We start from the raw sequence: 13,565 nt of genomic DNA, 5'->3' as shown, positions 1-13,565 counted from the left end.
CAGCCCCCCCCCCCCAGCCCCCCCCCATCGAGGGGGAGGGAGAAGCACCCTAAGCCGCCGCCCCGCGCGACCTAGTCAGCGGGTCGTAGTTCAGGATCGGCGACAGCCAGCGCTCGGTCGTGGCTAGGTCCCAGCCCTTGCGGCGGGCGTAGTCCTCGACCTGGTCGAAGTCGATCTTGCCGACCCCGAAATAGTGGCTCTGCGGGTGGCTGAAATAGAGGCCCGACACGGCCGCGCCCGGGCTCATGGCGAAGCTCTCGGTCAGGGCCATGCCGGTGGCGGCCTCGGCGTCGAGCAGGCGGAACAGCGTGCCCTTCTCGGTGTGGTCGGGCTGGGCCGGATAGCCGGGGGCCGGACGGATGCCCTGGTATTTCTCGGCGATCAGGCGATCGGCGTCGAAGCCCTCTTCCGGCGCATAGCCCCAAAGTTCGACCCGGGCCTTGTGGTGCAGCCACTCGGCGAAGGCCTCGGCCAGGCGGTCGGCCAGCGCGGAAGCCATGATCGCCGAATAGTCGTCGCCGGCGTCCTTGAACTTCTTGACGATCTCGTCCTCGCCGTGACCGGCGGTCACCGCGAAACCGCCGACATAGTCGGCCGGGCCGCCCACGGGCGCGACGAAGTCCGACAGGGCCAGATTGGCCTTGCCCTCGCCGGGCCCCTTGTCGATCTGCTGGCGCAGGGTGTGCAGGCGGGCGATCTCGACCGTGCGGGTCTCGTCGCTGTACAGCACCACGTCGTCCTCGACCGCCTGGGCCGGCCAGAAGCCGATCACGCCCTTGGCCCCGAACCACTTCTCGGCGATGACCTTGTCGAGCATGACCCGGGCGTCGCGATAAAGGTCGCGAGCGGCCTCGCCGACCACGTCGTCGTCCAGGATCTGCGGATAGCGGCCGATCAGCTCCCAGCTGGCGAAGAACGGCGACCAGTCGATGAACGGTTCCAGCTCGGCCAGGCTCGGCTCGAAGGTGCGCGCGCCGGTGAACAGCGGCTTGGGCGGCGTATAGCCCTTCCAGTCGATGGCGTACTTGCGCTTGCGGGCCTCGCCGATGGCGGTGCGGGCCTTGACCGTCTGGCCGCGCGCGTACTGCTCGCGCACCTTGACGTATTCGGCCCGGGTCTCGCCGATGATCCGGTCGCGCTCGCCTTCCGACAGCAGGCCCGAGACCACGCCGACGGCGCGGCTGGCGTCGACCACATAGGTGGTCGGGCCGCGGCGATAGGCCGGCTCGATCTTCACCGCCGTGTGGGTGCGGCTGGTGGTGGCCCCGCCGATCAGCAGCGGGATGGTAAAGCCCTGGCGCTCCATCTCGGCGGCGACGAACACCATCTCGTCCAGCGACGGGGTGATCAGGCCCGACAGGCCGATCATGTCGACCTGGTGCTTCTTGGCCTCGTCGAGGATGCGGTCAGCGGGCACCATGACGCCCAGGTCGATGACCTCGTAGTTGTTACACTGCAAGACGACGCCGACGATGTTCTTGCCGATGTCGTGGACGTCGCCCTTGACGGTGGCCATCAGCACCTTGCCGGCCGCCTTGCGCTCCTGGCCTTCCTTCTCGGCCTCCATGAACGGCATCAGCCAGGCCACGGCCTGCTTCATGACGCGGGCCGACTTGACCACCTGCGGCAGGAACATCTTGCCCGCGCCGAACAGGTCGCCGACGACGTTCATGCCGTCCATCAGCGGGCCTTCGATGACGTGCAGCGGACGCTCGGCCGCCAGGCGCGCCTCCTCGGTGTCGGCCTCGATGAACTCGGTGACGCCGTTGACCAGGGCGTGGGTGATGCGCTCGCCCACCGTACCCTCGCGCCAGGCCAGATTGACCTGCTGGGCCGCGCCCTTCTCGCCCTTGTAGCGCGGGGCCATGTCGACCAGGCGCTCGGTGTTGCTCTGCACCGGATCGCGCTGCGGGCGGTTGAGGATCACGTCCTCGACGGCCTCGCGCAGCACCGGGTCGATGTCGTCATAGACCGGCAGGTCGCCGGCGTTGACGATGCCCATGTCCATGCCGGCGTTGATGGCGTGGTACAGGAACACCGAGTGGATCGCCCGGCGCACCGGCTCGTTGCCGCGGAAGCTGAACGACACGTTCGACACCCCGCCCGAGATCCGGGCCCAGGGGCAGCGCTTCTTGATCTCGCGCGTGCCCTCGATGAAGTCGACGGCGTAGTTGTCGTGCTCCTCGATCCCCGTCGCCACGGCGAAGATGTTGGGGTCGAAGATGATGTCCTCGGGCGGGAAACCCACCTTGTCGACCAGGATGCGGTACGCCTTCTCGCAGATCTCGATCTTGCGGGCGGCGGTGTCGGCCTGGCCGACCTCGTCGAAGGCCATGACCACCACGGCCGCGCCGTAGCGCAGGCACAGCTTGGCCTGCTCGATGAACTTGGCCTCGCCTTCCTTCATCGAGATCGAGTTGACGATCGCCTTGCCCTGCACGCACTTCAGGCCGGCCTCGATCACCTCCCACTTGGAGCTGTCGATCATCACCGGCACGCGGGCGATGTCGGGCTCGGCCGCCATCAGGTTCAGGAAGGTGACCATCGCCTGCTCGCTGTCGAGCAGGCCTTCGTCCATGTTGACGTCGATGACCTGGGCGCCGGCTTCCACCTGCTGGCGGGCGACCGACAGGGCTTCGCTGAAGGCGCCCTCGACGATCAGCTTCTTGAACTTGGCCGAGCCGGTGACGTTGGTGCGCTCGCCGATGTTGACGAAGACAGGTCTCATTGGGATGCGCTCAGAATAGCTTGCAGGCCGGCGATATGGGTCAGCCAGCCGTCGTGACCGTCGCCCTCCTGCCAGAGTTCGTCGAGTTCGGAGGCCGGACCGACCACGCGGGCCAGGGCGGCCTTGGCCAGGCGGGCCGCGCCTTCCGGCGGCGCGCCCAGTTCCGCCTTCAGGCCCTGGTGGTCGGCCGGCAGCAGCGCGGCTTCGCTCAAGGCGGCGGCGACCACCGCGGCGGCGGCCACGGCCATCTCGGCCTCGGGCGCTTCCAGATAGCCGGCGGCCTTGGTCACGTGGTCGAGGATCAGCACCACCGCGCGCCAGTCGGGCGCTTCGGCCAGGTCGGCGATGAAGTCGGCGGCTTCGTCGTTTTCGAAGGGTCCGTTGTCCCAGGCCATGGTCAGGCGACCGCCGCGGCTTGCTTGGCGCGCGCCTCGGCCAGGGCCAGCTGCCCCCGGAGGAAGTCGGCGACCTCGATCCCCTGCGCCTTCAGCGCCTTGGGATAGAGCGACGAGGCGGTCAGGCCCGGCAGGGTGTTGGTCTCCAGATAGACGAGGCCGTGCTCGGAGACGATGAAGTCCGAGCGCGAATAGCCGCGGCAGCCCAGCGCCTCGTGGGCCTTCAGCGCCTGGTCCTGCAGGGCGGCGCTTATCTCAGGCGCGAAGGTGGCCGGGCAGATCTCCTCGGTGTCCTTGGCCAGGTACTTGGACGTGTAGTCGAACTTGCCGGCCGACGGGCGGATCTCCACCGGCGGCAGGGCGATCAGTTCGCCGCTGGCCAGCTCCAGCACGCCGCAGGTTGATTCCAGGCCCTGCACGAAGGGTTCGATGACATAGGCCTGCTCGGTCGCCGCCTTCAGCGCCGCGTCCAGGTCGGCCGGGGTGTCGACGAAGATCAGGCCGTAGCTCGAGCCGTCCTCGGACGGCTTGGCGATCAGCCGGCCGTACTTGGCCAGCGCAGCCTGCGCGTCCTCCGCGGCGATGTTCTGGGGAACCGAGACGCCGGCCTGCGCGACCACGTCCTTCGCCCGCGTCTTGCTGAACGCCAGCCAGCTGGCGTGCGAGCCCGAGCCGGTGAAGGCCACGCCGCGCGCCTCGCACAGCTTCTGCAGGCCGCCGTCCTCGGCGAAGCCGCCGTGCAGGCTCAGCAGCAGGGCGCGGTCCTCGCGGGCGGCGACGTCCAGCGCCGTCTCGATGTCGCCGATCGGCGCGCCTTCAGTCGGCAGGTCCAGCTCGAACGGACGGTCATGGCCCAGCAGCACGGCCTGGCTGGCCGGATAGACCTGGCCGTCCGGCGCCCAGAACCACAGGTCGGCGTCCGGCAGCTGCCGGGTCAGGCTCTGGGCGCTGGCCACGGCTACGAGGCGCTCGCGGCTGGGGCCGCCGAAGAGAATGGTGGTGCGCATCAGACTTCCAGAACTTCGCGGGCGCGGGCGCTGAGCCCGCCGTCCGGCGAGAAGGGATTTACGACTTCGATGGGGCCGAACTTGAAACCGTCCTGCATGTCCTCCGACAGCAGGACCTTCACGCCGTTTTCGCGCGCCGAGGTCAGCAGCAGCGCGTCCCAATAGCTGAACCGGCCGCTGGCCATCAAGCTCAGCGCCTCTTCGGCCGCCGTCTCGGTGGGCGGAAAGATGTCGAACGCATGCAGGACGTTCCGGGCGTGCTGGGCGGCGGCCCAGGGCGGGTGCCCGAGCTTGCGGCGCAGCACGTTGGCCAGTTCGCCGATCACCTGCAAACCCAGCGGCTGCCGGCGCGCGTTCAGGGTCGCCAGCACCCGTCCGGCGACGGCCTGCTTGGCCGGCGCGTCGTCGTCCGACACATAGGCCAGCACATTGGTGTCGAGGCTGATCATCGCTCGTGCATCTCGTCGCGCGTCAGGGTCCGGCCTTCCGACCGCCAGCCCTGCCCGGCCAAGGCCAGGAACGCCTCGAGCGCGGCGCGCCGGCTGTCGTCCGTACGCTCCAGCCGGGGAGGCGCCACGAAGGCCGCGCCCTGCTCCGCGACGCCGAACCTGGCCGCTTCCCGAACCTCCAGGCGGACCACGTCGCCGCGACGGGTCTTGTAGAGATCTCGCCAGAAGGCCTGGGCGCGCCCGATCGGACGCAGCCCCGGCGTCGGCCGGCCGTCCTTGCCGTCGTCCATCTTCCGCCACGGCCCCTCGACGCCGTCGATTTCAAGGCTCAGGACCTCGCCGGCCGGCAAGCTGGCGACATGCGCGGCCAGGGCGTCGTCGCCGTGGATATGCTTGGTCCAAATCACGAAATCGGAAACCGTGGTCGTGGCCATCTTGAGCAACCTCATAGGGGGCGGGCCTCAGCCTTTCGGCGGATACCCCACCATACCCCCATGGACCCCATCAGGCCAGTTCGAAGGGTTCGAGGCCCGACAGGCGCATGGCCTTGGGGCGCTCGGGGATGGCGCGGGGCGCGACGCCGCGCACCTCGTCGGCCACGTGGCGGATGTGGTCGGGGGTGGTGCCGCAGCAGCCGCCCAGGATGTTGACCAGGCCGTCCTTGGCCCACTCGTGCAGGGCGTGGCCGGTCTCGTGCGGCTCCTCGTCGTACTCGCCCATGGCGTTGGGCAGGCCGGCGTTGGGATAGGCCGCCACCAGGGTGTCGGCGATGCGGGCCATCTCGGCGATGTGCGGACGCATCAGGTCCGCGCCCAGGGCGCAGTTGAAGCCCACGGCGAACGGCTTGCAGTGCTTGATCGAGTTCCAGAACGCCTCGGCGGTCTGGCCCGACAGGGTGCGGCCCGAGCGGTCGGTGATGGTGCCGCTGATCCAGATCGGCAGTTCCTCGTGGCCCTCGTCGCGCCAGTCGAGGATCGCCTTGATAGCGGCCTTGCAGTTCAGGGTGTCGGTGATGGTCTCGATCAGGAACAGATCGACCCCGCCCTGATAGAGGGCGTCCACCTGCTGGCGATAGGCCTGGTAGACCTGGTCGAAGGTCACCTTGCGCGCGCCCGGGTCGTTCACGTCCGACGACATCGACAGCATGACGTTCAGCGGCCCGATCGAGCCGGCGATGAACTTCGGACGGCCGGGGTTTTCGGCGTTCCAGCGGTCGGCGACCTGGCGGCCGATCTTCGCGCCTTCCAGGTTGATGTCCCAGACGTCCTGTTCGCCGAGGCGATAGTCGGCCTGGGCGATGGTGGTGCCCGAGAAGGTGTTGGTCTCGGAGATGTCGGCGCCGGCCGCGAAATAGGCGTCGTGCAGCTCGGCCACGAGATCGGGCCGGGTCAGGCACAGGATGTCGTTGTTGCCCTTCATCTGGCCGTCGAAGTCGGCGAAGCGCTCGGCGCGATAGTCGGCCTCGCCCAGCTTCTTCTTCTGGAACATCACGCCCCAGGAGCCGTCGAGGATGAGAATGCGTTCCTTGGCGGCGGCCTTGAGGGCCGCGACGCGGTTGGCGCGGATGGTCAGGTCGGTCATTTCGCGGCTCCTTGCTGGCGCGCGAGTTCCTTGTTGAACGCCGTCTCGGAGGCGTTGACGAACCGGCCCAGCTCGGCCGGATCGATGAAGGCGTCGGCGTCGCCGCGCAGTTGCTTCTGACGCTTGGCCAGCAGGCCGCCCTGCTCCTCGTGGCTGGGCAGCATGACGTCGGTCGGCAGCGTCCGCATGGTCGCGAAGCTGGCCCGATAGTCGGCGACGATGGTCTTGTGGGTCTTGTTGCCGACCAGCACGTTGCCGGCCACCGACAGCGAGCACGGGAAGGTCACGTTCAGCGGCCTGTCCTTCTCGACCACCTGGGTGGTCCAGGTGGTGCAGCCGACGGTGTGGCCGGGCGTCAGGTGGGCGACCAGGGTCGTGCCGCCCATCTTCAGCTTGGTCTCGTCGCCGAACGCCTTGTCGACCTTCACGGCCGGGAATTGGGTGAGGCCGTTGGCGTTGTCGCCAAAGTGCTGGCCCTTCTCCAGGGCCGGCTTGTCGGCGCGCGAGGCCCAGACCTTGGCGCCGGTGTCGGCCTTCAGTTGGGCCAGGCCCCCGGCGTGGTCGAAGTGGGCGTGGGTGTTGATCAGCACCTTCACGTCGGTGAGCTTGAAGCCCAGCGACTGGATGTTGCGCTCGATCAGCTTGCCGCCCTCGGCCGACGGGCCGCCGTCGAGCACCACGTGGCCCTCCGGCGAGGTGATCAGCCAGGCCGACAGCCCCTCGGAGCCGACGTAATAGATGTTGCCCACCACCCGGTAGGGCCGGTTCGGCCTGGTCCAGGAGGCGTTGTCCTGCGCGCCGGCCGGGGAAAGGCCGGCCAGCCCCAGGGCCAGGGCGAGGGTCAGGATCCGCTTCATGCCGCAGCCTCCGCCGCCGGGGCCGGCGCGGTCTCGCGCACGCCCAGCACGCGGCAGATGGCGTAGACCAGGTCGGCCCGGTTCAGGGTGTAGAAGTGGAAGTCGTTGAAGCCCTGCTCCTGCAGCTTGGCGCACATCTCGGCGGCCACCGAGCAGGCGATCAGGCGGCGGGTCTCGGGATCCTCGTCCAGCCCGTCGAACAGGTTGGCCAGCCACGACGGCACCGAGGTCTGGCAGGCCACCGACATCTTCTTCAGGCCGTTGAAGTTGGTCACCGGCATGATCCCCGGCACGATCGGGATGGTGATCCCAGCCGCCCTGGCCTTGTCGACGAAGCGCAGGAAGGCGTCGATGTCGAAGAAGAACTGGCTGATGCCCAGGGTCGCGCCGGCGTCGACCTTGGCCTTCAGCACCTCGATGTCGTGGTCGAGCGAGGGGCTCTCGGGGTGCTTCTCGGGATAGACCCCGACCAGCACCTCGAACGGCGCGATGCCGCGCAGGGCCGCCGTCAGCTCGGTAGCGTTCTTGTAGCCGTCCTCGCGCGGCGCATAGACGCCGCCGATGCCGCCCTCGCCGGGAGGCGGATCGCCGCGCAGCGACACGATGTGGCGCACGCCGATGTTCCAATAGTCGTGGATCACCTCGTCGACCTCGGCGCGGCTGGCGCCGACGCAGGTCAGGTGGGCGGCCGGCTTCAGGCTGGTCTCGTCGAGGATGCGCTTGACCGTGCGGTGGGTGCGCTCGCGGGTCGAACCGCCGGCGCCGTAGGTCACCGACACGAAGGCCGGATCCAGCGGGGCCAGGCGGGTGATCGCCTCCCACAGGCTGGCTTCCATCTTCTCGGTCTTGGGCGGGAAGAACTCGAACGAGACGCGCGGACGCACGGCCCCGACGGGGCGCTCGCCGGCGCGGGCGACGGGACCGATGACGCGGCGGGTGGGCGGCAGGGTCATGCGGCGGTCCTTTCGGCGAGCGCTTGCGCCGAACGGCGAGCGGTCCAGATCTTCACGGTCAGGCCCTCGGCCGTGGTCGGCGGCAGGGCGATATTGGCTTCCGGGACCAGGCCGCCGGCGACGATCCAGGGCTGGATCTCGTCGTCGGCGAAGCCGAGACGGCGGTGCTGGTGGGCTTCGCGCAGGAACTCGTGGTCGTGCGGGGCGAAGTCGGCGATCAGCAGCAGGCCGCCGGGCGCGACCAGGCGCGCGGCCTCGCCCACGGCGGCGGCGGGATCGCCCAGATAGTGCAGCACCTGGTGGACGGTGACGAGGTCGGCGCAGCCGCCCGGCAGGCCGGTGTCGAAGATGTCGCCGTGGCGCAGTTCGCAGGCGGTGAGGCCGGCCTTGGCCACCTCGTCGCGGGCGATGTTCAGCATCTGCTGCGACAAATCGAGGCCCAGGGCGTTGACCACCCGCTTGCCGAGAAGGGTGAGCATGCGGCCCGCGCCCGCGCCCAGGTCGACCATCTCGTCGAACGGGCCTTCGCCGATCGCCCGCAGGATGGCCGCCTCGACCTCCTGCTCGTCGACATAGAGCGAGCGGATCTCGTTCCAGCGCGCGGCGTTGCGGGCGAAATAGGCCTGGGCGCCGGCCGAGCGTTCGGCCCGCACGGCGGCCAGCTTGCTGGCGTCGGTCTGGATGACGGCGTCGTCGCGGTCGATCAGCCCCAGGGCCGAAGCCACCACCGCCCCGCCGCCCGAAGTCCCCGCCAGACGGTAGAAGACCCAGGCGCCGTCGGGAAAGCGCTCGACCAGCCCGGCCTCGGCCAGAAGCTTCAGATGGCGGGAGACGCGCGGCTGGCTCTGGTCGAGGATCCGGCACAGTTCGAGCACCGAAAGCTCGTCCGCCGCCAGCAGCGCGAGGATGCGCAGACGGGTGCTTTCGCCCGCCGCGCGCAAAACGTCGACAACCTGTTCGCTCGATAGCGCCATAGGGACATAAAGATATCTTTATGTCCGATTTGGCAAGCGATTTCTAAGCCGAGAGACCGTCCTTAGCCCGCCGCGCGGAGATCAAAAAGCCCCGCCAGCGCTCCAAACGCACGGCGCAGGGGATAAATCTTCCCCTGCCCGCTCCGCGCCTATTCGGCCGGCTGCCACAGCTCGATCTTCAGGCCTTCCGGATCGACCAGCCAGGCAAACTTGCCGTAACCCTCGTCCTGGCGGCCGGTCGGTTCGACGCCCGCCGCGGCGGCCTTGGCCAGCACGCCCTCCAGGTCGTCGACGACGAAATTGACCATGAACGGCGCGGCCGACGGCTCGAAATAGCGGGTGTCGGCGGGGAACGGCGACCAGTTGCCGGTGAACGGCTTCTTGGAAGGCTCGAACACCGCCCCGCCCCAGTCCTCGATCTTGAAGCCGAGCACCCGCGCGTACCAATCGGCCAGCGCCTTGGGATCGCTCGCCTTGAAGAACACGCCGCCCAGACCGAGCACCTTGGCCATGACTTCCCCTCCACTCGCGAAAGCAGAGGGGACTACATCACGCCGCCACCGGGCTCGCCAGGGGCTCGCCGAGGAAGTAGCGGCGCAGGTTCTCCAGGGTCAGGTTGACCATGGCCGGAATGCTGTCGAGCGTCGCGCCGGCCATGTGCGGGGTCAGCACCGTGTGGGGCACGTCGGCCCAGCGGGCGGGCGAGGTCGGCTCGTGCTCGAAGACGTCGAGGGCGGCCATGCCCAGGCGGCCGGCCTTCAGGGCCTCGATCAGGGCGTCCTCGTCGACCAGCGACCCGCGCGAGACGTTGACCAGCAGACCCTGCGGCCCCAGGGCGTCGATGACCCCGGCGTTGACCAGGTGACGGTTGGAGACATCGGGCCGGGCGCAGACCACCAGGATGTCGCTGTCGCGCGCCAGGGCCAGCAGGTTGTCGGCGCGGGGCCATTCGGTCTCCTTGGGGCGCGGGCCCCACCAGGCGACCTTGACGTCGAAGGCGGCCAGCCGGCGGGCGACGGCCTCGCCGATATGGCCCAGGCCGACGATCCCGGCCTTGCGGCCGCGCAGGCCGTGGCGCGCGCCCATCCGGTCCATCGAACTCCAGCGGCCGCTGCGCACGCGGCGGTCGCCCTCGGCGATCCCGCGCCAGGCGCCCAGCAGCAGGCCCAGGGCGTGGTCGGCCACGTCGCCGGCGTTAAGGCCGACCGAGTGGGTCACCGCCAGTCCATGGGCCCGGCACCAGGGCACGTCGACGCCATCATAGCCGGCGCTGACGCAGGCGATCAGGCCCAGGCGCGGCATTTCCGACAGCAGGTCTCGCGGCAGCACCATCTCGCCGGCGTGGACGATGGCCTGCACCTGCTTGCCCGGCCCCTCCAGGAAGGCCAGGCGGTCAGGATAGTCCCACAGGCGGTGCACCTCGTAGGCGCCCTCCAGCAGCGGCTGCATCGGCAGCAGCATCTCGTGCGAAAGAACGATGTGGGGCTTTACGACAGGGTTTTGCGGCATTGGCGGCGGCTCCGGTCCCGGCGCGCGGCGGAAGGTCTCCGTCGCCGATCCGCGGGACGATCATCTCCAAAGGACAAGCTACTCTTCTGGCGGCCGCGCGCCAGCACCTAGCGCGCGACGCACGAATATCTGAAGTCGTCCGGCGACAGCTTTGGCAAACGCCTCGCCCCGGCCGGACTGCCGCAGACAACCCGCCGCGCCGACCACCGGTTCCCGCACCGCAACAGGCAATGCCAAGCTGTGAACGCCTTGAGCGCGAAAGGGTTTTATTCCCTGGCGCCGAGCACGGCGCCTTAGGGAGAGCTCCCCATGTTGACGAAACCCCTGCTGGCGGGCGCCGCGCTCGCCATGATCGTCTCCGGCGCGGCGATCGCCAATCCGAAGATCAAGGCCGGCGCCGCCGTGGCCGCGCCCAAGCAGCCGATCCCCTACAGCCAGCTCGAAGCCTACACCAAGGCCTCGCCCAAGCAGCGCGCGACCAAGGACTGGTGGGCCGGCGAGGCGGCCACCGGCATGCAGGCCGACACTTCGGCGACCATGCCGCCGGCTTCGATGAACGGCTCGATGTCGGGTGACGCAGCGGCCAGCACCCAGGTCAATCCGCCCACCACCGACGCCCCGCCCTCAATGCCGACCACGCCGCCGACCAACAGCACCCCGCCCGACGACATGGCTCCGCAGCCGGGCTCGAACCTGCCCGGAACCGACCCGAACATGCCGCCGAAAGAGCCGAAGTAGACAGGCCGAAAACGCGCAACTAAAGCGCGACTATTCGCTTTACCATGAGCCCCCTCTGCCCCTATCGTGAAGAGGCAGGGGGGTCTGCACATGCAACTTCGTCGCGAGCTTGCGGCATGTTTCGTCGTGGCCGTCATCGTGACGGCGATCGCGGCGATCATCGCCGTGCTCGATCCCATGGGTCTGGACGAGGCGTCCGACCGGCATAGCGCCGGCGTGGTCGGGCGCATGACGGCGCCGTTCTACGGCGGCGAGCCTGGCGCGCCGCCCCATCGCCCCACCGTGGTTCTCGTCAGCGACGCCACCCTGCAGGAGATGGCCACGCCCTGGCCGCCCCCGCGCGGCTTCTACAGCGATCTCGTCCGCACCCTGGCCGCCGAACGCCCCTCGGCGATCTTCCTCGACTACATGCTGGTGTCCGAGTTCGGCGAGCCCAGCGAGCGCCAGGCCTTCATCCAGACCGTCGGCGAAGTCACCCGGGTCGCCGACTGGCCCAAGGGCGCCGACTGCCGCTCGACGCCGCTCCACAAGCTGAAATGCATCGTCCAGGCCGGCGGCGTGCCGGTGATCCTGGGCAAGCAGTTTCCGCCTGACCAATGCGGTCCCATCACCGGCAAGACCATGTCCATGGACATGATCGCCCAGGACGGCGTGGCCCTGCTGGCGCCGCTGGGCTGGCCCGACCTGCCGGACGCCTACCGGCCCGTGCTTACCCGCCAGGACTACGCGGCCGCCATGAACGACGCCTATGACAAGCAGGGCGCAGCGCTAATGGAGTCCTGCAAGGCCCTGCGCACGATCGAGGTTCCGGGCGATGCGACGCGGCCGGGCTTCGCCTGGCACGGCGGCGCGCAATACGACCTCTCCCCGGCGATGGCCGCCTACGCCGTCGACTGCCTGCGTGCGCCGGCCAGGCCGGATGACGGCAAGACCCTGTGCGGGGCCCTGCGGGCGCTGCCGACCGAAGGGCCGGCGTTTCGCGAGACGCTGGACAGGCTCGGCCTTCCTGCGGAGAAAACCTCGGTCATCTGGGGATCGCGCCCCGACCCGAAGAAGCTGGCGCTCGACCACAGGATCTACGCCGTCAGCAAGGAAGAAAAAGACTGCGACAGGGAGACCCGCTCACCGCTGCGGCTGCTCTCCGTCGGCTTCGTCCAGCTGAGTTCGGCGATCGGCGAGCACGAGGCCGCCGCCAAGGTCGCCTGCCCCTACGCCCCCACCTTCGACTACGCCGTGCTGCGCGACGAGCTGAGCGGGCCCCGCGCCGGCGAGGTCCGCGGCTATCTTACGGGCCGCACGGTGATGGTGGGCGCCGCTCAGTCGGGCAACAACGACTGGATCAGCAACGTCGTCCACGGCCGCCAGCCCGGCGTGCAGTTCCACGCCATGGCCTACGACAACCTGGTCCGCCTGGGGCCGAACCTGCAGCGGCCGCCGCCCGACGTCTTCGAGGACGGCCCGCTCAGCGACCTCAACCTCGACTGGGGCGAGGTGCTGGAGTTCGCCTGCGCCTTTTCGATCGCCTTGCTGGTGGAGCACACCCGGCGGCGCGTCGAGGCGCAGGGCGTTCGCCGCCGCGACGTCCTTCGCAAGATCGTCGGCCTCTTCCTGATGAGCTGCATCGTGCTGACCACGGCGGTGATCTTCACCCAGACGCGGCACTGGGAGCCGGTCAACATCGTGGGCCTGTTCGGCTTCACCATCATGGACGGCGTGATCAGCTTCTGGAGCATCGAGGGCTTCAGCTGGAGCGCCATCCTCTGCCGCGACGCCGTCGTCGTCGCCTGGCGAAACGGCGTCCGCAAGGCGCGCGCCCTGCTGCGCCGCCGCCCCGCTTCCCCGCCCCCTCCCCGAACCACCGAGAACGAGGCGTCCTCATCATGAACCGTCCGATCGCGTCCGCGGCGTTCTGCGCCGCCCTGCTCCTGCCCGCAGCCGCCCCGGCGCTCGCCGCCGACGGCGAGGCGCCGGTGACCTTCAGCGCCGGCAGCGTGACCCTGCACGCCGACCCCGACTGCTTCGCCACCAAGCAGACGGTCACGGCCGGCAAGCTGCCGCCGCTGACCCGCGACCCGGCGGTTCCCGCCAGCGGCGGCTGCCTGACCCTCAAGGACGCCTCGGGCGTCCGATACTACGTGCTGGAAGCCGCGCTCTCGGCCCGCAAGGGGCCGTGCCAGAGCGGGCTGCGCATGGCCGAGCGGCCCAAGGCCACGGCCACGGCCGGGTCGCAGGGGGCGGCATGCAACAACTGATCCCCCGCCTGCGCGCCGTCCTGGCGGTCGCGATGGGGCTGAGCCTAGGCGTCTCGGCGAGCGACGCCATGGCCCAGGCCCGCAAGTCGCCCGCCGCCAAGCCCCCGGCGAAGGCCGCCGCC

At 69.5% G+C, this 13,565-nt stretch carries 14 protein-coding genes; 3 read left to right on the top strand and 11 right to left on the bottom strand.

Annotation, left to right across the window (positions count from 1 at the left end; translation table 11 throughout):
• Positions 1–49 precede the first annotated feature (49 nt).
• The 11 genes from metH to DMC18_RS09155 form a co-directional block, all read right to left on the bottom strand.
• Positions 50–2,728, bottom strand: a complete 2,679-nt coding sequence (metH, locus tag DMC18_RS09205) for a methionine synthase (protein WP_110120985.1) — start codon at positions 2,726–2,728, stop codon at positions 50–52.
• Complete coding sequence (locus DMC18_RS09200) at positions 2,725–3,123, bottom strand: DUF4259 domain-containing protein (RefSeq protein ID WP_110120986.1); 399 nt, start codon at positions 3,121–3,123, stop codon at positions 2,725–2,727. Before DMC18_RS09200 ends, metH begins: the two co-directional genes overlap by 4 nt.
• A gap of 2 nt (positions 3,124–3,125) precedes the next feature.
• Positions 3,126–4,130, bottom strand: coding sequence for a D-alanine--D-alanine ligase (locus DMC18_RS09195; protein ID WP_110120987.1), 1,005 nt, complete (start codon positions 4,128–4,130; stop codon positions 3,126–3,128).
• On the bottom strand, positions 4,130–4,579 hold the full coding sequence (locus DMC18_RS09190) for a PIN domain-containing protein (RefSeq protein WP_110120988.1): 450 nt from the start codon (positions 4,577–4,579) through the stop codon (positions 4,130–4,132). Before DMC18_RS09190 ends, DMC18_RS09195 begins: the two co-directional genes overlap by 1 nt.
• A complete protein-coding gene (locus DMC18_RS09185) occupies positions 4,576–5,013 on the bottom strand; it encodes a hypothetical protein (protein WP_146218024.1) in 438 nt (145 codons plus the stop codon). Before DMC18_RS09185 ends, DMC18_RS09190 begins: the two co-directional genes overlap by 4 nt.
• A gap of 70 nt (positions 5,014–5,083) precedes the next feature.
• Positions 5,084–6,160, bottom strand: a complete 1,077-nt coding sequence (locus DMC18_RS09180; RefSeq protein WP_110120990.1) for a homocysteine S-methyltransferase family protein — start codon at positions 6,158–6,160, stop codon at positions 5,084–5,086.
• On the bottom strand, positions 6,157–7,017 hold the full coding sequence (gene blaCAU / locus DMC18_RS09175) for a CAU/MBL1b family subclass B3 metallo-beta-lactamase (RefSeq protein ID WP_110120991.1): 861 nt from the start codon (positions 7,015–7,017) through the stop codon (positions 6,157–6,159). The genes DMC18_RS09180 and blaCAU overlap by 4 nt, the downstream gene beginning before the upstream one ends.
• Positions 7,014–7,970 carry a methylenetetrahydrofolate reductase [NAD(P)H] gene (gene metF / locus DMC18_RS09170; protein ID WP_110120992.1) on the bottom strand — a complete coding sequence of 319 codons (957 nt, stop codon included), beginning with the start codon at positions 7,968–7,970 and terminating at the stop codon, positions 7,014–7,016. The genes blaCAU and metF overlap by 4 nt, the downstream gene beginning before the upstream one ends.
• Positions 7,967–8,944, bottom strand: coding sequence for a metalloregulator ArsR/SmtB family transcription factor (locus DMC18_RS09165; RefSeq protein ID WP_110120993.1), 978 nt, complete (start codon positions 8,942–8,944; stop codon positions 7,967–7,969). Before DMC18_RS09165 ends, metF begins: the two co-directional genes overlap by 4 nt.
• A 149-nt stretch (positions 8,945–9,093) precedes the next feature.
• Positions 9,094–9,456 carry a VOC family protein gene (locus DMC18_RS09160; RefSeq protein WP_110120994.1) on the bottom strand — a complete coding sequence of 121 codons (363 nt, stop codon included), beginning with the start codon at positions 9,454–9,456 and terminating at the stop codon, positions 9,094–9,096.
• 37 nt (positions 9,457–9,493) lie between these two features.
• Entirely contained in the window at positions 9,494–10,453 is a 960-nt protein-coding gene (locus tag DMC18_RS09155) for a 2-hydroxyacid dehydrogenase (protein ID WP_110120995.1), read from the bottom strand.
• Positions 10,454–10,762: 309 nt separating this feature from the next.
• Between DMC18_RS09155 and DMC18_RS09150 the strand changes: the two genes are divergently transcribed.
• The 3 genes from DMC18_RS09150 (at position 10,763) to DMC18_RS09140 (ending at position 13,443) form a co-directional block, all read left to right on the top strand.
• Positions 10,763–11,191, top strand: coding sequence for a hypothetical protein (locus DMC18_RS09150; protein WP_110120996.1), 429 nt, complete (start codon positions 10,763–10,765; stop codon positions 11,189–11,191).
• 90 nt (positions 11,192–11,281) lie between these two features.
• Positions 11,282–13,075, top strand: a complete 1,794-nt coding sequence (locus DMC18_RS09145) for a CHASE2 domain-containing protein (protein WP_110120997.1) — start codon at positions 11,282–11,284, stop codon at positions 13,073–13,075.
• A complete protein-coding gene (locus DMC18_RS09140; protein WP_110132875.1) occupies positions 13,072–13,443 on the top strand; it encodes a hypothetical protein in 372 nt (123 codons plus the stop codon). Before DMC18_RS09145 ends, DMC18_RS09140 begins: the two co-directional genes overlap by 4 nt.
• Positions 13,444–13,565 lie beyond the last annotated feature (122 nt).

The sequence above is a fragment of the Caulobacter sp. D5 genome, assembly GCF_003185805.1.
Classification (GTDB): domain Bacteria; phylum Pseudomonadota; class Alphaproteobacteria; order Caulobacterales; family Caulobacteraceae; genus Caulobacter.
This window is presented reverse-complemented; position numbering and strand designations above follow the sequence as displayed.